Here is a 23,422-nt window from a genome sequence, read left to right as displayed (position 1 = left end):
TAGACTACAGTTTGTTTATACATATTAAAATCAAATGGGCACTAATTTCAAGTACAACTTGAAATTAGTGCCCATTTATTCATTCATTATTATCTAAAATTTATATATTAGTTACATATGGATAGAATGTAATTTGCTATAAAATTATACTCTAAACTATCTCAATATATCTTTTTATTTTTAATTTCATAAACACTATCACATATATCAAAAGCTTCATACCTATGTGATATTATAATTACAATTCCTTTATACAAGCTATCCAATATATTTAAGACATCTTTTCCATTATTCTTGTCAGTATTGCTAAGTGGTTCATCTAATATTAATATCTTTGATGGGTTCAATAAAGCCCTTGCTAAATCAAGTCTTTGTTTCTCCCCACTTGAAAAACTCAGATTATTTGAATCTAATATAGTGTCAAGCCCTTCTTTTAAATCATTCACCCTATCTATTAAATTTAACTTCTTTAAAATATCATATATGTCATCGTCAGATATATTTTGATTAAACATGGTTAGGTTATCTCTTAAAGATATGCTATAAAAAGAAGGGTTTTGAGGCATATAGTTGATATTAGACATTATTTCTTCCTTAGGAATATCCCTCAAATTAAATCCATTTATCAGAATTTCTCCTTGGTCGTACTCATACCACTTCATCAAAATCTTAACTAGGGTAGATTTTCCAGATCCACTAGGACCATATATACCAACTCGCTCTTTTGCTTTTATATTTAAGGATATATTATCTAAAACTAAATCATCTTTGCTAGGATAAGTAAAGCTAAGATTATTAATCTTTATATCATCAAAATCTATTTTACCCTTTATATCTTCCTTTACATCGCTATTTTCAGATTCTTTATCCTCTACTAATTCTAGAAAGTCAAACATGTTATTTGCTGCAACTATACCATTACTTAAAAATAAAGGCAGTCTAGAAATAGAATTATATGGTTCAAAGCAAAATGGATATATAAAGACATAGGCTAAAGATGAAGAATTAATCCCACTTGTAAAATGTATTACAACTACAAATAAGATGAAGAATAGTAAATTTAATAAAGATATAAGGTTTATCTTTTTATCTTGATAAAATTGTCTTTCTTCTTTGATATTATTTAGCCTTACAAACTTATCATCCACCTTATTAAAAAACAAGTCCTTAATATTAAGTTGTATAATCTGATCTTTACCCTCTATTATCTCCAACAAATCTTTATTTAATCCATTATTATACCTATGGTAGGTAGCAGATTTTTCATAGATCTTTTTACTATAAATATATCTGGAAATTAAGATATTTAAAAAAGAAATAAGTAGGAAAGTAAAGCCAACAAATATATTTAATCTTGAAAAGAAATAAAAGATAAATATTGTATAAAAAATAGTTCTAATAATAGGAACTATAGTATGGGCATAAAAAACTTCTATGCTGTCTATATCCTTACTTATAAGATTTAGTAAATTTGCTGAATCCCTATTTTCTAAGACTTTTGGACCAAGCTTTCTGATCTTGAAATATACCATAGACCTGAAGTCTCTTAAAACCTTAAAGGCAATATCATGGCCTAAGTAGTGTTCAATAGCATTCCCTAATCCTGTAGCTATCAGCCAAAATATTATTAGATAAAGATTTTCATATAAAAAGTTTTTATCAAGTAATATATTAAATCCAAAAAATATGACTAATACAAAACCAAAGGCAAATAGAAAAGCTCCTAGAGATGATATAATAATCTCTAAAATATAATTTTTACTATATTTAAGTAATCTTTTCATAGCATCTCCTTTCTACTTAAGCTCTTGTAATTTTCTAAATTAAAAAGCTCTTTTTGCTTATTCATATATACTTTTCCATCGTCAAAAAATACAACCATGTCCTCATCATTTATATCAGATATATAGTGGGATATATTTATAATGATTTTTGTTTCCGCTAATTTTTTTAGACAGTTTATAATTATATCTCTATTTTCTGGATTCACACTGGATAAGCCCTCATCTAAGATATATACATCCTTGTCATTTAATATATACATAGCAAGTAAAAGCTGGGCTTTTTGTCCAGGTGACAATAAACTACCACCCTCACCTACATTAGTATCAAGACCATCAGAAAGTTCATTCACGTATTTAAGTAGAGAATATTCTTCTAATATATTTTTTGTTTCTTCAATATCCATCTTCCCATTAGATGCATAAAGCAAATTATCCTTAATGGTTTTAGATAAGATATAGCTATCCTTTTCTATAATAGCTATTTTTTCAGACATATAATCACTAGATATATTGGATATATCTATATCATTGACTAATATCTTTCCCTTATCAATTTCGTTTCTACCTTTAATTAAACTTATTAAAGTAGACTTTCCACTTCCATTTTTACCAACTACATGGTAAAAATTACCCCTAGCAAATTTTAAGTTCATATCCTCTAGTATATTTTTATCGCTATCTGCATATTTAAAATACACATCCTTAAATTCGATGCTTTCAATTTTATTAGAAATATTTACTTCATTTTCGTTTTCTATTGCACTTTGGTCTTTTATCATTCTTAAAACTCTATTTAATACAGGTTCCATGCTCATGACTTGTCTATTGTAATAAGAAAACTTCTTGGTATTTATCAAAATATGAGAATTCAAATAAACCAATACAAGCTTTGCTATAATGAAAATATCAAGCTTAAAAATTAATACTGCTGACAAGATAATCCCAATATTTGAAATAATTATTCTAAACATTGATTTGGGTAAGGATAGTAACAAAGAAAACATGATTGATTTTCTATGGTCGTCTGCCTTTTTATCAAAATTTTCTTGGAAGACATCATCTGCCCTATACATTAAAATCGTATTGATTCCATTAAGGTCTTCCATAAATTTTGAACTCATATTTATATAGTTTCTATCCCTTCTATTGTCATATTTATCTTGCAATTTTTTAACCATATTGTTAACTAAACGCATTAGAAGCATGGCAATAGGAGGTATGAGGAAAATATAAGTAGAATATGAGATGCTAACTATAAAATACACAATATAGAAGAGAAACATATCACAAAATCTTGGTATGATTTCCTCATAAAATATTGATAATCCTCTAATAGAATTTATATCTCCTGATACAAGATCTACTAGGTCAGCATTTTTAACTTTCCACCTGCTATTGTTAAATAAGGCTCTTAGATAGTCTTTTGTTAAATTTGATGTGGCTTTATTGGACCACAAAATCAAGCCATTTTCCTTATTGAAAATATCGACAATATATATGGTCAATACAAATATTGTAAGCATAGAAAATTCTATATATCTTTTATTCAAAAATAAGATATATAGAAGTATTACAAATATAAAAGAAATATTTTTTATAAAGTTTATTAAAATGTCTAAAAAGGCTCTAAATCTGTATGATTTGCCCAAATTTAATATCTTTATGTACATTTTTATCTTCCTTATCTAAATATATATCTAAAACTTTTCTACCATCATAACTATCTACCATATTAGAATTAACTCCGAATACATTTTTTATATTGTTAAAGCTTAGTATTTCTTCTGTTTGACCACTATATTTTATTTGTCCATCCTTCATAACATAAGTAAAGTCAGAATAGTTTAATACCTGATTTAAATCATGCAAGATAGCTAAACAAGTAATGCCATGATTATCAACTAGCTCTCTTACCATCTCAAGTAATTGTATTTGATATTTTACATCTAAATATGTAGTAGGCTCATCTAAAAGTATGATCTCTGGCTCTTGAGCTAGGGCTAAGGCCAGCCATACTCTTTGCAGTTGCCCACCGGATATTTCATTACAGTATTTATCAGCTATATCGGTTAAACCTACTAAATATAAGGCGTTATCTATTGCTAATTTATCTTCTTTAGAAAGTGAACCAAATATAGATTGGTAGGAAGTCCTACCCATGCTCACAACTTCTCTTATAGTAAAGCCGTGAACTGATTGATTCTTTTGGTGAACTATGGCTATTTTTTTAGATTTATCTTTTATATTTATTTTAGATATATCTTTGTCACCAAGATATACTTTACCTTTATCTGGTTTGATTTCTCCCATTAAGAGCTTAAAAACAGTAGATTTCCCACAGCCATTTGGCCCTATAAGGGCAGTAAACTTTTTCTCTCTTACAGAAAGATTTACATCATTTATAGAAAAGTCTTCTCCATTGCTATATTTGTAAGATACATTTTCAGCCCTCAACATATTTTCCATATATTCATTTTTATTAAAATTATCCTTATCAGAATATTCTTTTTGATTCTTTTTAAGCATATTTTTTACCCTTACTACTTTTTGAAATTAAATATATAAAGAATGGACCGCCTATCATAGACATTACTGTACCAATAGGAATCTCTATAGGAGATGCAATTGTTCTAGAAAATAGATCTGCTATTAATAGTAGGATAGAACCAAGTACTATACTAAAAGGTAGGGTCTTTTTAATATTATTCCCTACTAGTGTTTTAGCTATATGAGGCACCAACAAACCTACAAAACCTATTATCCCAACATATGATACACTTACTGCTGCCAAAAATACTGATAAGGATGAAATAAAGATCCTATATTTTTTCACAGGAACACCTATACTTAAACTTGATTCATCAGATAGATTTAATACATTTATCTTAGCTTTAATTGCAAATATTATAAGTATAATAGGTAAGACATAGCTAATATATGAAAATAAATCTCCCCAAGTTTTGCCAGAAAGATTACCATTTTGCCATGTTATAACACCTTGCAACCTATCACTATACATAGTCATAAGAAAAGACTGTCCTCCTCTTAATATAGCATTCAATGCTGCCCCTATTAGAATCATCTTTGAAGGAGAAGAGTCTTTTTTTGATAATATAAGAATTATGAAAAAGGCTGATATCCCCCCTATAAATGAAACTATAGGTACATAGGTTGATTTAATAGGTATGATGAGAAGCACCAATGTAGTTGCAAATGATGCTCCTGATGATATACCTAAAAAACCACTATCAGCCATAGGATTTCTCAAGACTATTTGTAATAGCAAACCAGAAATGGCCAAGCACATACCTGATACCATAGCAAATAGAACCCTCACCATCCTGATGTTCATAAATATATTGTAATTTTCTGTTTGTTCCCCATTAAATATGATCTTAAATATTTCACTTAGACTAATATTTACAGACCCTATGGAAATGGATAGAAACATTGATATTATCAATATAACTAATAATATAGCAAATAATATATAAATATCTTTTTGCCTTCTAAACATCTTTAATTGCCCGCTTTTTCTAAAAGATTATCTATTAGAGCTTCTAAAGTTTCCAACATATGAATATTTCCTGTTAAAGGATTTGTTTTATCATCTAGATGTATAAGTCTATCTTCCTTAACAGCCCTTAAATTTTTCCATAAATCTTTATTAAATTCTTCAGAAAATACACTTTTAGCTTGCTCTTTATGACCATGTGCTAAAGTAAGTATATAATCCGGATCTTTAGATACTAAGGTTTCTAAGCTATATGGTAAATATCTCTTATTTTCTCCACCTGCACCCTTAGCTATATTTTCCATACCTATTTGTGAAAGTAGAGATCCTAAATATGAATTTTCGGTCACTATTTGGAAATTATCTCCTGTACCAAACAATAGTGCATATGACTTACCTTTTAGACTTTTAGCTTTTTCTAGTATCACTTGTTCCTTTTTCTTCATCTCTTCAACTATTTTGTTGGCTTGGTCCTCTTTATTTAAGGCCTTACCTATAGTTTTGATATTTTCATATACTAGATCATGGTCATTACTATCAAGGTACATAGTTTTCACACCTTGTTTACTTAAAAACTCTTCGATATCTTTTTTACTATTATCATTTGCAATCACTATATCTGGTTTTAAGCTCATGATAATTTCTAAATTTAACTTTCTTGGTGGTCCAATTTGTTTTACCCCTTCATAGATCTTAGGTAAAGCTTCTTGTTTAGTTATCCCAACTATTTCTTGGTCAAATAGGGCTAAATATTCTGCTACTGTCTTACTTGCAGCAACAATTCTTTTATCTCCTATTTGTTCTACTTCAGCTTCTTTTGAGCTTTCAGATTTAGTTTCCTTTACACTTTCTACTTCATTTTTTGAATCTTTTTCTTTGTTCATGTCTGCACATGCTACTAAAGAAAAGGATAATATAAATGCTAATAAAATACTTAATACTTTCTTTGTCATTTTCTTTTTTCCTTTCTTATAAAACGTAATGATAATCATTCTCAAGTATGTTAACATTTTAAAAAGTTAATGTCAAAAGTTTTTTAGAAAAAAGTGGATGTGGTATGGATTGAGATTGTGGCGGGGTTTGTTAATGGGTGGGGTTTGAGAGAGCTTGGAAGTTAGACTATTTTTTTTACAAAAAAAATACCATAGATACAAAATTTATCTATGGTATTTTCATTAATTTTTATTAGTTAAATATCTTTCCCTTGTAAGTCTAGTAAAATTGAAATCGGTTATTTTATCTATTAATTTTGCTTTTTGATTTTCAAAAGTTTTGTAATGTACAAAACCTAATTTTTCTTGGACTCTTTTAGACTTTTCATTATCTGCAAAATAATTACTCCAGATTACATTCATTCCTAAGTCTTCAAAGGCACGCTGAATTAATCTTTCTCCAGCTTCTGGAACGAATCCATTTCCCCAATATTTCTCGCCTATCCAAAATCCTATTTCGCATTCGTCTTTTATATTTTCATCAAACATTTTGCTCTTCATTTTAAGTTCTATTGAACCAATAGCTATATTATCTTCTTTTTTGCATATAGCGTAGCATTCTGATCCAGTAAAAATGTTTTCTATAATATATAGACTTTCCTCAACACTTTTATGAGGTGGAAATCCAGCCATTAAAGCTACATTTGGATTTTTTGCATTTTCGTATAGGCTTTGGGCATCTGATTTTTCCCAGGGTCTTAGGATTAGTCTTGTGGTTTCTAGTATCATTGGTTTTACCTCTTTATTTATTCTCATTAAGGTTTCTTGATATAGCTTCATAAGATGATAGCTCTAATGTCTATCTCCCTTGTTCAAGATTATTATTTGTTTTTAAAACCTCATTTAGTTCTATCTCATATTCTCTTATGCTACTTATTATTTTATCAAATGGTATCTTTTCTCCAAAGAGCATGTTTTTCATACTATCATAATCTTTTGAAAATATATCTAAAGCCTCATCAGATGGGACTAACTTTAGATTTCCTTCTTCAATATCATCATATTTAGCCCAATTGCACGCATAAAATTTTTTCTTAAATTCAATCACTGCTTTTAATAAATCTAAGTTTTCTAAGCTCTTTTCTTTTATATCTGTAAGTAGCATTTTGTATACATCATAAAAATGTCTAGAATATCTAGCAGGGTAGTTCCCATTTACTCTGTTTGCTTCTCTATGAAGTATCGTTATCTTTTCATAAAAAGTTCTTAAGCTATCAACTGCCATTACTTGAATATTTTCTTCAAATACTTCAGGATATACTTCTTGAATATAGGTTTTTATCTTCTGTGTACTAGCTGGAATCGGCTCAGCTAGACTTCCAATTTCAAGCCTTATTACTTGTAGTATTGAGCTATCACTATGATTTTTAGGATAATCAAAACAGATCGTTTGACCGTCAAATTCATCAATATAAAATTTATAGTCTTTACCTTTTAAAACTTCCTTAAAGTAATCTTCTATAATAGGTAAGAATTCATCACGAAGAAATACCTTTGTATCTTCTTTTAACTTATCATTAAATTTCGACTGCTTAGTATTACTTCTTTCTTCATAAGGTTCTTCGTGCCCATATCCCAAAACTGTCCAATCTAAAGCAAGATCAATATCTTCTGAAAATCTTTCTATCAATTTATATACTTTAGATAAACTTGTTCCACCTTTAAAAACAATAGCATCTTTATATTTGAAATCCTCAAATAGATATTTAAGAATTATACAAACCCATAAGTCTTTTTCAACAATAGCTTTTGACATATGAAGTTTATCTGATGTATTTTGTATAACGAGTTCAAGTTCTTCACTTGATATTTCTAATAATTTACTCAAAATTTATCTCCTGTATTTTTTCTAAAACTTCTTGTATCCAGAAAGGCAGTTTTAAGGTGTCCTTTATCAGATCTTCTTTAATATTTTTAGCAAACAAAGCAAGTTTTTTAATATCTTCCTCATTTATTTTATTTTTTCCTAGTGCTTTTATTGCCTGTATTAAAATAGACAATTCTTTTGAATAAGAAGTTATATTTCTATTTGTTGTGTGTTTGAATACGATTTTTTTATCTCTATACAAGTATTCTCTATATGGTCCATCTGAAATATAAACATATTCATTTGGTACTTGTGTAGACAAACCTGTGTAGTTTAATGCTGTATCTCCCGTAGGTGCTATCGTCCAAGAAAATTTATCAGCAATTTTATTTGCAACTGAATTAGCATCAGGAAAGGAGTATTCGTTCAAAATCTTGCTATATTTAGGTTTTGTATATAATCCATCAATAAGTCTAACTATCTCATTATTTTCACTTAATCTATACAAAATAGATTTAACAGTATTCTTTGTCCCCAAATGATAAAAGTCATTTATAGAGAAGATCTCACCTTGATTTTCAGACATTATGTTTTCTATTTTTTTCGTAATTGAAGTCATAAAACATCACCTCCTTGCACCCAAAATTATACACTTTTGGGTTCAAAAAAGTCAAGTTGTAATAATCTCTTATAATTATCATATTTTACCTAACTCATAAAATTTAAATGGATTCCCATCTTTCTATTTCGAGTTCTTCAGTATATAATGTATCTATCCACAAGAAAAGAATGATTTTTTACTCACTCTTGTATCTATTTCCATTTTATTTTTTGTTTTGTTCAATTAACCCATTAAATGAATAAAATATAACAAGCACGAATTTCAAATGCAACTTGAAATCCGTGCTTATGTATTCATTTATTGTTTTATAATGTCTATTCATAAACTAATTAAAATAATAAAATGTCTATGATTTATCTCTTTTCTATCTCATAAGTTTTGTAATATATAAATCCTAATTATTCTTGGACTTTTTTAGACATTACTTTCATCTCTGAAAACAGCTAGTTTCTTACCATTTTTATCTTTCCATTCTGTCCAACCGTTATTAAATCTACCAATTACAAGCAACCCAGCGGTCGATGGAGAACTACAAATTATATCTTCTATTAAAATATCATTCTCGATTCTTGCTTTTTTTCTTATTTCCGGAACATAACCATCTTTAGTTGGAGCACATTTACTTCCTTTTAAGACCTTAATTATGCCATCTTCAACTACGGCTTCTCCTTTAACTCTACCGAATCCTTTAACGTTTCTATTTAAATAATACCTACCGTTAGGAATAAATTTTAGATCAGATTTTGACTCTAATTCTTTTGAAGAATCATCAAAGATTTCTTCCTTTGTCTTTTCTTTAGGATAGATAATAGTTCCTTCAAATGAAGAAAGTAAGCTAACAACTAAATCTTCATTTAAAGCATATAATTCAGTATTTGATATATTAAGTAAATCTTTAAAGATTATATAATAAATAAATTTAAGATGTTTTGTTTTATTTGTACAGTTTTGAAGATGCAAATTTTTTTAAAATAAGATATATTTAAAAATTCTTCACTGGTATTGAATAATAGCTATCAGAGGAATTAGCTTTCAAAACTCCAATAAATATTATTGGATCTTCAGACTCTACATGAATTTCTACAGGAAATCCTGGTACTGTAGCACGTTGAGTTTCTACTGCTAATACATTAGCTCTTATAGTAGCAAAGTCTACTTTAAGTGTTGCTGCTCCCTTATTAAACCCCTTTGTCGCGAGGAAATCAGATTTACATTCAAAATTAATTTTTCTCTCATCATTAGCTACAACTATTCCATATTTAGAAATTGGTTCCATATAACGTTCAGCTCTAATTTCAAAAATTATCTTTTTGTCAGATATGTTCCTCTTATATGCAACCACATTTTGAAATTTATTAAATTCTGACTTATATATATTTCTACCTTCAATTATATCTATCATTTGCCTTAATACAACTTCTACACCATTTTGATAAATATCTAAATATAACGTTTGGCTTAAGATTTAAGGAACTAAACAATTATCTATTCTGACTGGAATAACTTTTATATTTTCTCCAGTGGATTTAAATAAAGCATTCTGCCATTCTAACTCTACCATCTTACTCTTTAAGCTTTCATTTGAAACAAAATAAAATATAACATCTAATTTTGAAAGTCCTTTATTTATTATATCTATAATCCCCTCACCAGGTTGTATTGACCAACTATCATAAAATATTTGTTCTTTTCCGTATAATTCAGCTAATTTATTGGCAATAGGTTCTACTATATTTTTATCAGAATGTGTATGACTAATAAAAATCATATCTTATCTCCTCTCGTATACTATAATCTTAGTAATATATATAACACTTTGTTCTCAATCATATTCTCATATAGGATAATATTTATATAGATTTAGGTGATAGCTCTTCACCTTGAAGCTAGCATTTCTAAAATAGGGTATTTCTCCCTTTCATATCTTAAGTAGAATAAGCTTTCGTTGCTGTATGTATATCAATATTTGATTGTCATAAAATTCTTAGTGATCTATCTATATATAAATTATATTAAAGCTAGGTAATTTTATATTTAATATTGGTGTTGCTTTTGCAAAGAATAAACACGAATCTTAATTAATTGATTCTAATAGGAAATTTGTTTATGAGTCTTTTTCTTATCCCAATAATATTAGAGTTTTAGTAGGTTTCAGAAGTTTATTTCTTATTTTTGGGTTGAAGTCATTTTTCTATTAAATCAAATAAGCTATTGCTCAAATTACTTTTCTTGTGAGCAGATTTTTAAAATTTAAGATGAGATTCTTCTATGATGAATCCTTTATACCTTTTATTAATCAAACCATTAATAATGGTGTTATTTTTCGATTTAAAATAGCTAAATAGTCAGTTGCTTATCTGGATCTATATGTATCTACTAAACAGTCTAGAAATTAAATATTCTCAACCCTAAGATTTCTAAAAGTAAACCTATTTTTCTAAGACGTGCTATTTAACTTGCTGTTAATATTGACGATTTTAAAAGTCTTCCTTTTTTTTTGTGTATTATCAAAAACTTAGACAAATAGGTAAGACTTAGGGTGCAGCTATCGATACTAATAAAGGAAACTTACAAACATAATTTTTGATATTTTGAGGATATCAATACTACATACTAAATATATAATTAATTAAATCTTTATTTAATTTTACTATGCCTAATTTTTAGGCAAGTATGACGCGACTTAAATTTCAAGATGAAGTTATTGCTATTGACATTTATATCTGGTCTATTTAATAAGTTTATGATATATTATCCAAAAATTTATGATATTTATAATACATGAAAATTATTTACATGTTCACATGAATTATTCCAGAAAACTTTTAGGCTCTATGCTCATCATCCCTAATAGCATCCCAATATTCAGCTTGTTTAACCACCAATTGTATTGTTTCATTATAATTACCAGGATATTTATATTCTCTTAGTAATCTTTTTATTACTCTTCTTACATTTGCTCTTCCAGATTCTTTGAACGCCCAATCTTGGGTCATTTCTGAGCTCAAAGTTTCTGTGAGTTCTTTTGTAAGTTTTATTAGTTGTTCATCAGTATAAAAATCTTGTATATTGTCAGAAGAAGCTACTGCATTATAAAAGGCCATTTCAGCTCTAGTTAATCCGAGCTTTTTATATTCTTTTTCTGCCTCAATGGTTTCTTTAGCAAGTTCAATTAATAGTCTTTTAACTTCGCTGTATTCATTAACTGAATCGTTTGTTGTAAGGATGTCATCAAGTCCCGCAAAAGTATCTAGGGTTTCAGCATTATAAAGAAGGCTATCTCTATATCTTTTCATTAATCTTTTTAGTCTTTTAGAAAATTCTTCACTCTTTGTAAGATTCGTTCTTGATATTGAACTTATTTCATCTGTTAAAACCTTATTTAATAATTCTATTGAAAGGTTCTTTTGTTGCATTTTTGATATCTTATCTAAAAAATTAGGATCAAATAAGCTGAATCCTTTTTCAAAATCTTGGAATAAGTTAACTACTCCTTCACTTTCTATAGATTGATGCAATAGTTCATTTATTTGGTTATTAATCTCTTGCTTAGAAATTGGTGCAGTAGAAGCATCTAGCCTATTTAAACTAATCCTTATAGCTTCAATATATGCAGCTTCTATCTGTTCAACTTCTGTAGTTATAGAAGAACATAGGGTATGTGCTTGTTTAAGTGCATATGATTCATCTTTAAAATCTGTTTGTTTATCTACATCTAGACCTAAAATATAATTTAAACCATCGACTATTAAATCAGCTCTTTCACTACTACTGATATTCTTTTCAAATAATCTAGAATAATTGAAGTTCTTTAAGTATATATTTCTACAATCATTTAGCTTTTCTTTGAATACAGGATAGGCTGAATCTCTTATATTTGAATTGTCTAAAACTTTTTGGTCTGATTTAGTATAGTTGCTCATCGCTTCTTTTAGAGCTTTACTAATACCTATATAATCAACAATCAATCCACCTTCTTTATCCTCAAACACACGATTTACTCTAGCTATAGTTTGCATTAAATTGTGTCCTTTTAACGGCTTGTATATATACATTGTAGCTAGCGAAGGCACATCAAACCCAGTTAACCACATATCTACAACAATAGCTATTTTCATAGGGTCACTATTATCTTTAAATTTCCTAGCTAACTCATCTCTATATGATTTAGTTCCTATTATTTCTTTCCATTCTTCTGGATCATTGTTTGATCCGGTCATTATTACTTTTACTTTTTCCGTCCACTCAGGTCTAAGCTCTAGCATTTTTTTATATATTTTAATTCCAATATCTCTATTGTAAGCAACAACCATAGCTTTTCCTGTTAATAAATCGGCCCTATTTTCTTCATAGTGTTCAACTATATCTCTAACTAAGGTATCTATGGCTTGGTCAGAACCAAGAATAGCTTCCATTCTGGACAATTCTTTTTTAGATTTTTCAATATCTTTCTCATTAGCAACTTCAGCTAATTCATCATATTTAGAATCAATTTCTTTGAGCAAATCTTCATTTAATTTTAAGTTAATAACTCTATTTTCATAATAAATAGGTTTTGTTGCACCATCTTCAACCGATTGTGACATATCATATATATCAATATAGTTTCCAAAAACTTCTTGTGTATCTTTTTCATTTTCAGTTAGTGGCGTTCCTGTAAAACCAATATATGTAGCTTTAGGTAATGACTGTCTTACTAACTTTGCCATACCAATTTGTAATTTACCATCAGAAGACATCTTAGATTTTAAACCGTATTGAGATCTATGCGCTTCATCAGCTATAACTATTACATCATTTCTATCAGTTAAAGGTTCATCTGATTCAGCAAATTTTTGCATTGTTGTAAAGAATATACCGTTTGATACCCTATCATTTAATAGTTCTTTAAGATGAGCTCTAGAATTTGCTTGTATTGGTCTCTGTCTTAAAAAGTTCTCTACTCTTGAAAATTGTCCATAGAGTTGGTCATCTAGGTCATTTCTATCAGTAATAATTACAAATGTAGGTTTGTCTAAAACTTTGGACATCATAGCAGTATAAAATACCATAGATAATGACTTACCAGATCCTTGTGTATGCCAAAATACTCCTGCCCTACCATCTCCTTTTTCAATAGCTTGTAAAGTAGATTTTACTGCTTTATGCACTGCAAAATACTGATGGTATTGAGTCATTATTTTTATTATAGACTTATCTTTGTGTTCAAATATTATAAAGTTTTTAATAATATCTAATAATCTTTCTTTGTCTAGCAAACCGATTATAAAAGTTTTGTAATCAGCATACTTTGTACTCTCGTATTGACCATCTGTTGTTTTCCAATCTTTGTACCAGGATTCTTTAGAAGTAATAGTACCAAACTTAGTCTCTGTAAGGTCTGATATAACATTAAAAGCATTATAAACAAAGAAATCTTCTATATCTGATTGAAAATTTCTTATCTGTCTGTATGCTGACCATACATCTGCTTGCTCAGTGGATGCTGATTTTAGTTCTACAACAACTAAAGGTAAACCGTTAATAAAGATTACTACATCAGGTATCTTTAGTGCTTTACCTATAACATTAAATTGATTAGATACAACAAAACTATTATTATCTAAATCATCATAATCGATTAAATAAACAATTTCTGTTTTCTCTTCATTGTCCTCATAATATGAAATTGAAATACCATTTTGTAAATATTCAAAGAAAGTCTCATTACGCGCTTCCAATAATCCTGCATCTATATGTTTTATTTCTTGAATAGCTCTTTCAATTATTTCAAATGATACATCAGGATTAATACGTAATAATGATTCTTTAAATATCTCATCTGCTATTGGTGACTTATAAGAAGATCTTATAATTTCATTTGATGGTATATATTCATAACCAAGATCTTTTATTTTATTTATGAAAGCTTCTTCAAACACACTTTCTATAAATTTTACCTTATACATACTATACATCCTTATATCATTTCATTATTAATCTTCTTCTAGGTTAATTTCTCCAGACATTAGTTTTGGGAGGAGGGTGTCTCTTAATTCAGAAAGTTTATTATTTTGCTTCTCAATTCTTAAAATATACTCAAAAATAGGTTCCATTAATTTATGATATTTATTCATAATATTTTCATCAGGTATTAATATTTTTATATTTGCAAAAGTTGTTTTATTAATATTTTTAGTTGTACTTCCACTAGATCCTATATTATTTAAAAATCTATATTGCGTTTTTAAAAATGAGTAAATATAATATGGACTTATACTTTCTTTCGAAATAATTCCATTAATTTGTTGATTAGTATGACTATATTCAGAAACTAATGATATAAGTCCAACAGTAGCTATGCAACTTGTAATAATACTATTTTTAGGTAATATCTTTTTGGGTTGTGTATTTGATCCCAATTCTGATAAATACCTTTCAGTTTTTACAATATATGTTTTATTATGCATATCAGGTATAGTGATAAATGGTATATAATCACCATAATTTTCAATTTTTTTTGTAGATGGTGTTTTACCTGTAATTATATTCTTAGATATTTTGTCTAAAGTACTAATTTCCCACCTTTCAGGAATCATTCCTAATTCACTTTCTTTAAACTTACTATCTTTAAATGGTTCAAAATCTACAAACCATGATTTGAATATGGCTTGAGCTTGAGATTCTAGGTTAGAAATAATTTTATTATTGTTTTCAATTTTATCATCTATGGAAGATAATATTTTTGCTATTTTAATTTGTGTATTTAAAGGAGGTAGCAAAATTTTTTGTTTCGAAAAAAAACTCTTATTTATTATCGGTATAGCTGTGGATGCTTTACTTAAATAATTCAATTTATTTCCTATAATTATCATGTAATAATAAAGAAACATATAATTGATTTTTTCATTTGGTATAATTGAGTTAATTTGTTGGTTTGTAACAGTATTTTTTGTTGTAATTATAACTTTACCTAGTTTAGAACCAATACAGCTAATACATATGCTATTTTTTGGAATAACTTTATTCTTCAAAGATTCAACACCCAAATCAGTTAATTTTCTACTTGTTTCTGTTATGTATCTTACATCCAAATTATCAGAAGGAGTTAAAAACAGTGTCTCTCCACCAAAATTTTCTTTAATATATGTCTTAGGAGTTTTTCCAGTTATTATTTTTCCTAATTGAGATAATTCTACTTCCACCCATCCAGTTTTATAACTCAAAACCAATACCTCCTAACTGTTCTCTTATTTCTTTTTCAAGCCTATGAGATTCATTAAGAAGTTCGCTTAACTCTGAGGTTAAGTCTTCCATTTTTTCTTCAAAAGGAATACCATCATATTCTAATTCTTCTAAACCTACATACCTACCAGGTGTTAAAACAAAGTTATTAGCTTCAATTTCTTTTATGTCTGAAACATTTGTAAAACCTTGTTGATCAACTTCCTTTCCATTTACAAAATCTCGATAAGTGTCTGCTATTAAAATAATATCTTCATTGCTTAATTCTCTATGAGCTCTAGTGACCATTTTCCCGAGATTTCTTGCATCTATAAATAAAGTTTTTCCTTTTTGAGATTTATTTTTATTAATAATCCATAAGCTTATAGGGATACCTGTTGAATAGAATAATTTATCAGGCATGGATATGATAGCTTCTATTAAATCATCCTTGATAATAGTTTCTCTAATCTTACCTTCGTCACCACCAGCAGATAGTGATCCATTAGCTAATACCAATCCAATCTTTCCATTTGGAGATAGATGAGAAATCATATGTTGTATCCAAGCAAAGTTAGCATTTCCTTCTGGTGGAGTCCCATATTTCCAACGTGCATCATCTGTTAATTTATCACCACCCCAATCCTTAATATTAAAAGGTGGATTAGCAAGTATAAAATCTGCTTTTAAATTTTTATGTTGGTCATTGAAAAATGTATCAGCAGCACCTTGTCCTAAATTACCTTCTAATCCATGGATAGCAAGGTTCATTTGAGCAAGTTTCCAAGTATTTGGATTTGATTCTTGTCCAAATATTGATAAATTATCCACTCTTCCTTTGTGTCTTTCAACGAAATTAGCTGATTGAACAAACATTCCCCCTGCACCACAACATGGGTCATATACCCTACCTTCATAAGGTTCTAAAATTTCAACTAAAGTTCTAACTATACTTGATGGAGTATAGAATTCCCCAGCTCTTTTACCCTCTAATTCAGCAAATTGTGCTATAGCATATTCATATGTTCGCCCTAAAATATCTTTAGAATTACCCTGTTCTTTTAATTTTAAATTATTAAATAAATCTACTACTTCTCCAAGTCTTCTTTTATCAAGCTCTGGTCTTGCATAATTCTTTGGTAGTATACCTTTTAGTCTTTCGTTTTCTTCTTCAATTATTATCATTGCTTCATCGATTATCTTACCTATTTCAGGAGTTGTAGCTTGTTTAGCTATATAATCCCAACGAGCTTTTTCAGGAACAAAAAATATATTTTCAGCTATATATTCATCTCTGTCTTCTTCAAATCCACTTCCTTCTTCTACAAGTTCATTATATTTTTCTTCAAAAGAATCAGAAATATATTTTAAAAATATTAAACCTAGCACAACATGTTTATATTCAGCGGCATCTATATTTCCTCTTAGTTTATCTGCTGCTGCAAATATTTCATTTTCAAAACCTAAATCAGCGCTATTAATATTATTTGACATTAATTTACTCCTTAATTACATAATTAATAAAATATCTATATATTTAGCATTATATCAAATACATTGATCGAATACTATCAAACAACTTAAATCCCTAATAATTTGAATATATCTATTTAATGGTTTATGTCTTTATTTTCAATGACTTCTAAAGTATAATAAAAACAAAACCCTTCAAGGAGTCCCCCATGCAAATAATCTCAACAAACAACTTAAGCAACAATCAAATAAAAGCCATTGAAAAACTTCTAAAGAAGGTACACAGCTTCGACCACACCTACAGAGACCCATATCTATCTAGTGATTACAACTTTGACAAGGACATGCCTGCATTCTTCCTGGCATATAATGATGATCATGAATTGATAGGCCTCCTAGCTACCTATGCTGATAGTAAGGATGTGGAAATCCAATTGAAGGTTGATCCAGACTTTAGGAAACAAGGAGTCGCTAGACGTTTGTACCAAACATTCTTACATGAAACTAAGGCCTATAACTTAAATACAGTTTCTTTTGTCACAGAAGAGGTCTTTTTGGGTAAGAACCCTGACTTGATTAAAAATCTTAATCTGATAAGGTATGAATCAGAAGAGCTTCAATTATCAAGGAAATATAAGAAGGAAGATTTGGATTATACACTGGAGTCTTCAAACTTGATATTTGAAAAAGCTTCTTTGAAAGATGTAGATGAGCTGACTCAGTTGATGCATGAGGCATTTGATTCTGACATAAATATAGCTAAAAGGTACAATATAGCTAGTATTGAATCGGGTACGGTAGACATTTTTGTCCTTAGAAATGACAAGGATATAATATCTAGGGTGTCAGTAGACTTTGCTTCTGATGTAAACTATATGTATAGTGTGGCAACTAAAAAAGAATATTTAAGACAGGGCTATGCTTACAAGCTGCTAGCAAAAACTATAAAAACATTTGAAGATATAAACACCAAAGACTTCCAAATAGCTGTAGATGCTGACAATACCAAGGCGAAAAATCTTTATGAAAAACTAGGATTTAAGGTAGATACAAAAGTTCTTTACTTGGATGCTAGGGATATGAATGAAGTCTTTTAGAAAAAATAAGGAGAAAAAATGAAGAAAAAGAAAGTAGCTTTTATATGTGTACACAATTCCTGTAGGAGTCAAATTGCTGAAGCCCTTGGCAAACACCTCGCTTCAGATGTGTTTGAAAGCTATTCTGCTGGAACTGAATTAAAATCTCAAATCAACCAGGATGCAGTTCGTCTCATGAAGGACTTGTACGGAATTGACATAGAAGAAAGTCAAAAACCAAAGTTGATTTCTGATATACCAAATCCTGACATAGCAATTTCAATGGGATGTAATGTAGCTTGTCCTTTTATAGACAAGGGCTTTGATGCAGATTGGGACTTGGAAGATCCAAGTGGAAAGTCAGACGAAGAGTTCAAAATAATAATTGCTAAAATTGAAGAAAATATCCTTGAGTTAAAAAAAAAAGAACTTGACAAATAAATAAGGAGATAAAATGAAGAAAAAATACTGTGCAGAGCAAGTTCCAATTTTTAGACACTTAGATGAAGAAAACTTAAAAAAAATTGATACCATCTTGACCCATAGAGAATTTGAAAAGGGTGAAAACATTTTTTCTCCAGTAAATCAAATTGGCATGTTTGTAATAGAAAAAGGAAAGGTTAAAGAATACCAGCTAACAAATTCAGGAAAAGAGCAACTATTAAGAGTCTTACAGGCAGGAGATGTAGTAGGTCAAAATACCCTATTCTCTGATGAAATACAGGACACTTATGTAGATTCCCTTGAAAAAACCTCTATCTGCCTAGTCAAAAAAGATGACTTCAAAAATATCATGATGGAGAACCCAACAATTGCTATAAACTTACTAAAAGAATTTAGTGATAAATTGGTTGAAACAGAAAAACAGTCCTTAAATAATGCCTATGAAGATGTAAATACCAGGATAGCTTCCTATATCTTAAACATTTACCATAGCAGTGACCAAGAAGAGTTTGAACTGGACCTATCTTCTAAGGAATTAGCCAACTACTTAGCTACTACCCCTGAAACAATTTCAAGAAAATTAAAAGAATTTGAAGACTTGGGCTATATAAAAAAGACCAATAGGAAAATAAAAATATTGGATGTTGAAAAATTAAATGAATATATAGACAATTAAATAAAAAACTTGATCTAGGTCAAGGAAATAGATTCTCCTTTGTCTTATAGTGTATATAGACTATAAAACAAAGGAGAATTTTATGTATATAGAAAAGAACAAAGACTTATTTGAAAAATTAGATTTTTATCTGCCTACAGTAAAAAAAGTCCATGACAAAGACCATGAAGAAATCTTTGAAGTAGATAAGATATATAATTCTATAAAAGAAAATTTAAATAAATCAGACTTTGATAAATTAGAAGATGATTTTATTAATTTAAGAAAAATAACAAATGACTATACTATTCCACAAGGAACTTGCGAAACTTATGAAGCTGTATATAAAATACTAAATAAACTAGATGAAGATTTGATGGTGTAATATGACCAGATTTATATTTAAAAATAAAAACAGGATAATGGTCTTAAGTGGTATCCTTATAGCCTCAGCCTTGGTTTCCCTTCACATCTTTGATAATGCTTATCTAAAGGATGTATTCTTCCTTATAGCTTCAATCATAGCCCTGCTTCCTATACTAATGCAGGCTATTGGATCCATAAAGATAAAAGTAATAAGCATAGATGTATTGGTAAGTATAGCTGTAATAGCAGCCCTAATCATAAAAAATTATGAAGAATCTGCTATAGTGACCTTTCTATTTATCTTTGGATCTTATCTAGAGCAAAAAACTCTAAACCACACAAGGTCTGCTATAAAGAGTTTAATAGAAATGTCTCCTAAGAAAGCTATAAGAATAAATGACAATGGAGACCATGAAGAAGTAGATATAGACGACTTGGATGTCGGCGATAATATCTTGGTGAAAACCGGGGCCCAAGTACCAGTAGATGGAAAAGTAATATCTGGTGTTGGCTATATGAATGAAGCCAGCATAACTGGCGAATCCATGCTGGTAAAAAAGGAAAAAGGTGACGAAGTCTTTTCAGGAACTATCCTAGAAAATGGTACTATTAGAATAGTAGCTGAGAAAATTGGTGAAGATACAACATTCGGCAAGATAATTGAATTGGTTGAAGAAGCCCAAGATTCTAAATCCGCTACCGAAAAGTTTATAAATAGCTTTTCTAAATACTATACCCCTCTCGTTCTTTTACTAGCTATAGTAGTATATATCATCACTAAAAATATAGAACTTGCTATAACAATCTTGGTCCTAGGATGTCCGGGAGCATTGGTTATAGGTGTACCTGTATCAAATGTTGCAGGTATAGGAAATGGTGCTAAGAATGGAATTCTCTTCAAAACTAGTGAAGTAATCAAAGATTTTAGCAAAATTGATACAGTCATATTTGACAAAACAGGAACCATTACTAAAGGTCATCCTCAAGTAATCGACCATATATTCTACACCGATGAAAAGTCTGAAAATATCAGCATGGTCTTGAGTGTTGAAAGAGAATCTGACCACCCCTTAGCCAAGGCTATCATAGAAAAATATGGAGGCCATGACTATTATGAAGCCAAGGACACACAGGTTGTCGAAGGTAAAGGAATCATTGCAAGAGTTTTGGATAAGAAAGTAATTGTCGGAAATCTTTCCTTGATGGAAAAAGAAAATATTGAAATATCTCAAAGACAGAAAAACGATATAGACAAATATTTAAACCAAGCCTATTCTATCATCTTGATGGCCTATGACAATGAGCTGCAGAGCTTGATTTTGATCAGAGATAAAATCAAAGATGAGGCTAAAGCTACAATAGAGGCCCTCAAAAATGAAGGCATCAAAAATTTAATCATGCTTTCTGGAGACAATCAAAAAACTGTCGATATAGTCAGTGAAGAAATAGGTCTGACCAAGGGCTATGGTGGATTTTTACCCCAAGACAAGGCCCAATATGTCAAGAAACTTATAGACCAGGGCCACACAGTCGCCTTTATAGGTGATGGTATAAATGACAGTCCATCCTTATCCCTAGCAAATGTAGGTATTTCTATGGGCAATGGTACCGACATAGCTATTGAAACATCAGATATAGTTTTGATGAATTCTGATATAAGAAAAATACAATATGCCCACAAGTTATCGAAAAAGATTCATTCAAATATGATTCAAAATATATTTATAGCGGTCTTTGTGGTATTCTTCCTACTCTATTCCCTATTATTTAATGATTGGTTGAATATGTCCCTAGGAATGCTAATCCACGAAGCAAGTATATTTGTAGTTATCTTGAATGGAATGAGATTGATTAGAAATAATAAAAATAAAGGAGAATAAAATGAAAAAATTAAATATGCAATTAGAAACATTAACCTGCCCATCATGTCTTGAAAAAATAGAAAAGGGTGTGAAAAGTTTGGAAGGTGTTGATAAGGACAGTGTAAAAGTATTGTTTAACTCAGCTAAGGTTAAATTAAATTTTGATGATAATGTCTTAGACTCTAAAGAAGTTGAAAATAAGATAAGGTCTTTAGGATATGATGTCTTATCTACAAAGATATCTTAATTAAATGATTGCTTAACCTCAAAGTTCACCAATGAATTTTGAGGTTATTTATTATTTAAACTATTTTTAACATTGGCCTCCAAGCATTCTTCCTTATACTTTGATATAATCATCTAAGGATTATAAATTATGGGAGGAAGAATGAAATTAATCGGTATTGATTTAGACGGCACGCTTTTGAATTCGCAAAAAGAAATTAGTAAAGAAAATGTTGAAGCCTTGAGGTCTATAGCAAATGATGATGACTATTTTGTATTTATTTGCTCAGGTAGGCCTGCTTTTAATATAAAAGAATTACTTGATAAATATGATCTTAATATATCCTATGTTGGATCAAATGGTGGACTTGCCTACAAGGGTGAAGACCTCATATTTGAGCTTCCTTTTACAAAGGACCAGGCTAAAAATATATACGAAACTATCAAAGACCAACCATTTTTAACATATAACAAGAATAGTAGGTTTGGTGAAAAAGACCATATTGATAGGTTAGAAAAATTGTTCCAAAGTTCTGTACATGTTTTAACTGAAGAAGAATTTAATTCTTTTGAAAATTACAAAAAGAATGTTCTAGCAAATCATTTAAAAGAAATCGATGATTTCCATGCGATGTTTGATGAAGAAGATTTTGATATCTATAAGTTTTTCATGTACCTACCAATTTATGAAATCAAGCAAGAGATTAGAGAAAAACTATCAAAGCTAGATGGAGTTTATGCTACAGAATCTGAAAGAACAAATCTTGAAATTGTTCCGGCTCATGTAAACAAGGGAATGGTATTTAAACACTTGGAAGATTACCTGCAATTAGATGATTCAGTAAGAATAGCTATCGGTGACAGCTTAAACGACTTAGAAATGTTTGAAATGGCTGACTATGGTTTTGCTATGGAAAATTCATATCAAGAAATAAAAGACCTAGCTACCCACCATGTTGCAAACAATGATGATAACGGAGTTGCAGAGGCTATAGAGATAATAAAGAGTTTGTAATTGCTTGTAATAAAGAAAAAAATTGTTGCGAATTTTTCGCAACAATTTTTCATTTGTGGATGATGGTAGTGATGGTTTGGGTGAAAATAAGTTTTAAAATCAAAAATCGTTTTAAAACTTATGATTTTTTGATTTTCATAAGTATAAAATGTGAAAAGTGATTTTAAAACTTATTTACACAGCATCAGATAAGTTTTAAAATTAAAAATCGATTTTAAAACTTATGGTTTTAGGATTTTAATAAGTATAGAATTCGAAAAGTGAGGTGTCCCCCAAAAAGTAGAGTTTAAAATATGATAAATTATTTCTTGATTTTGAGCTCATAAATTCAAGAATTGGAGCCTTTGGAATATTTTTACCTTAGGCTCCTCAACAACTATGCCT

Annotated in this window: 21 protein-coding genes; 7 read left to right on the top strand and 14 right to left on the bottom strand. The window is 29.2% G+C overall.

Features of this window, described 5'->3' with window-relative positions; translation table 11 throughout:
- Positions 1-161 precede the first annotated feature (161 nt).
- The 14 genes from C4Q29_RS05660 to C4Q29_RS05595 all read right to left on the bottom strand — a co-directional run bounded on the left by C4Q29_RS05660 (position 162) and on the right by C4Q29_RS05595 (position 17,416).
- Positions 162-1,784: an ATP-binding cassette domain-containing protein gene (locus C4Q29_RS05660; protein ID WP_103981848.1), complete on the bottom strand. Its 1,623-nt coding sequence runs from the start codon at positions 1,782-1,784 to the stop codon at positions 162-164.
- The gene (locus C4Q29_RS05655; protein WP_159459229.1) at positions 1,781-3,334 is read right to left on the bottom strand and encodes an ATP-binding cassette domain-containing protein; all 1,554 of its coding nucleotides are present in this window, start codon (positions 3,332-3,334) and stop codon (positions 1,781-1,783) included. Before C4Q29_RS05655 ends, C4Q29_RS05660 begins: the two co-directional genes overlap by 4 nt.
- Positions 3,335-3,410: 76 nt before the next feature.
- Complete coding sequence (locus C4Q29_RS05650; protein ID WP_103981846.1) at positions 3,411-4,310, bottom strand: ABC transporter ATP-binding protein; 900 nt, start codon at positions 4,308-4,310, stop codon at positions 3,411-3,413.
- Complete coding sequence (locus C4Q29_RS05645; protein WP_103981845.1) at positions 4,303-5,301, bottom strand: FecCD family ABC transporter permease; 999 nt, start codon at positions 5,299-5,301, stop codon at positions 4,303-4,305. Before C4Q29_RS05645 ends, C4Q29_RS05650 begins: the two co-directional genes overlap by 8 nt.
- A 2-nt stretch (positions 5,302-5,303) precedes the next feature.
- Complete coding sequence (locus C4Q29_RS05640) at positions 5,304-6,251, bottom strand: helical backbone metal receptor (protein WP_159459228.1); 948 nt, start codon at positions 6,249-6,251, stop codon at positions 5,304-5,306.
- Between the two features lie 222 nt (positions 6,252-6,473).
- Positions 6,474-7,070, bottom strand: coding sequence for a GNAT family N-acetyltransferase (locus C4Q29_RS05635; RefSeq protein WP_200813132.1), 597 nt, complete (start codon positions 7,068-7,070; stop codon positions 6,474-6,476).
- Between the two features lie 19 nt (positions 7,071-7,089).
- Entirely contained in the window at positions 7,090-8,118 is a 1,029-nt protein-coding gene (locus tag C4Q29_RS05630; RefSeq protein WP_103981843.1) for a nucleotidyl transferase AbiEii/AbiGii toxin family protein, read from the bottom strand.
- A complete protein-coding gene (locus C4Q29_RS05625) occupies positions 8,111-8,716 on the bottom strand; it encodes a DUF6088 family protein (protein ID WP_103981842.1) in 606 nt (201 codons plus the stop codon). Before C4Q29_RS05625 ends, C4Q29_RS05630 begins: the two co-directional genes overlap by 8 nt.
- Before the next feature lie 417 nt (positions 8,717-9,133).
- Complete coding sequence (locus tag C4Q29_RS05620; RefSeq protein WP_103981841.1) at positions 9,134-9,679, bottom strand: DUF4357 domain-containing protein; 546 nt, start codon at positions 9,677-9,679, stop codon at positions 9,134-9,136.
- 22 nt (positions 9,680-9,701) lie between these two features.
- The gene (locus C4Q29_RS05615) at positions 9,702-10,121 is read right to left on the bottom strand and encodes a hypothetical protein (protein WP_103981840.1); all 420 of its coding nucleotides are present in this window, start codon (positions 10,119-10,121) and stop codon (positions 9,702-9,704) included.
- A 63-nt stretch (positions 10,122-10,184) separates the two neighbouring features.
- Positions 10,185-10,487: a toll/interleukin-1 receptor domain-containing protein gene (locus C4Q29_RS05610; RefSeq protein ID WP_103981839.1), complete on the bottom strand. Its 303-nt coding sequence runs from the start codon at positions 10,485-10,487 to the stop codon at positions 10,185-10,187.
- Between the two features lie 1,057 nt (positions 10,488-11,544).
- Positions 11,545-14,667: a type I restriction endonuclease subunit R gene (locus tag C4Q29_RS05605; protein WP_103981838.1), complete on the bottom strand. Its 3,123-nt coding sequence runs from the start codon at positions 14,665-14,667 to the stop codon at positions 11,545-11,547.
- 27 nt (positions 14,668-14,694) lie between these two features.
- Entirely contained in the window at positions 14,695-15,924 is a 1,230-nt protein-coding gene (locus C4Q29_RS05600) for a restriction endonuclease subunit S (RefSeq protein ID WP_159459227.1), read from the bottom strand.
- Positions 15,914-17,416, bottom strand: coding sequence for a type I restriction-modification system subunit M (locus tag C4Q29_RS05595; protein ID WP_103981836.1), 1,503 nt, complete (start codon positions 17,414-17,416; stop codon positions 15,914-15,916). Before C4Q29_RS05595 ends, C4Q29_RS05600 begins: the two co-directional genes overlap by 11 nt.
- 188 nt (positions 17,417-17,604) lie before the next feature.
- Between C4Q29_RS05595 and C4Q29_RS05590 the strand changes: the two genes are divergently transcribed.
- From C4Q29_RS05590 to C4Q29_RS05560, 7 genes are all read left to right on the top strand, one after another.
- Positions 17,605-18,492 (top strand): GNAT family N-acetyltransferase, encoded by an 888-nt coding sequence (locus C4Q29_RS05590; protein WP_103981835.1) that lies wholly within the window; start codon positions 17,605-17,607, stop codon positions 18,490-18,492.
- Positions 18,493-18,510: 18 nt separating this feature from the next.
- The gene (locus tag C4Q29_RS05585) at positions 18,511-18,912 is read left to right on the top strand and encodes an arsenate reductase ArsC (protein ID WP_103981834.1); all 402 of its coding nucleotides are present in this window, start codon (positions 18,511-18,513) and stop codon (positions 18,910-18,912) included.
- Positions 18,913-18,925: 13 nt separating this feature from the next.
- Positions 18,926-19,591, top strand: coding sequence for a Crp/Fnr family transcriptional regulator (locus tag C4Q29_RS05580; protein WP_103981833.1), 666 nt, complete (start codon positions 18,926-18,928; stop codon positions 19,589-19,591).
- A gap of 82 nt (positions 19,592-19,673) precedes the next feature.
- The gene (locus tag C4Q29_RS05575) at positions 19,674-19,955 is read left to right on the top strand and encodes an iron-sulfur cluster repair di-iron protein, ric (RefSeq protein WP_103981832.1); all 282 of its coding nucleotides are present in this window, start codon (positions 19,674-19,676) and stop codon (positions 19,953-19,955) included.
- 1 nt (position 19,956) lies between these two features.
- Entirely contained in the window at positions 19,957-21,816 is a 1,860-nt protein-coding gene (locus tag C4Q29_RS05570; RefSeq protein WP_103981831.1) for a heavy metal translocating P-type ATPase, read from the top strand.
- 1 nt (position 21,817) lies between these two features.
- Positions 21,818-22,045 (top strand): heavy-metal-associated domain-containing protein, encoded by a 228-nt coding sequence (locus C4Q29_RS05565; RefSeq protein WP_103981830.1) that lies wholly within the window; start codon positions 21,818-21,820, stop codon positions 22,043-22,045.
- Between the two features lie 141 nt (positions 22,046-22,186).
- Positions 22,187-23,038, top strand: coding sequence for an HAD family hydrolase (locus C4Q29_RS05560; protein WP_159459226.1), 852 nt, complete (start codon positions 22,187-22,189; stop codon positions 23,036-23,038).
- The last annotated feature ends 384 nt before the right edge of the window (positions 23,039-23,422 follow it).

The sequence above is a fragment of the Helcococcus massiliensis genome (assembly GCF_900258485.1).
GTDB classification, from domain to species: domain Bacteria; phylum Bacillota; class Clostridia; order Tissierellales; family Peptoniphilaceae; genus Helcococcus; species Helcococcus massiliensis.
This window is presented reverse-complemented; position numbering and strand designations above follow the sequence as displayed.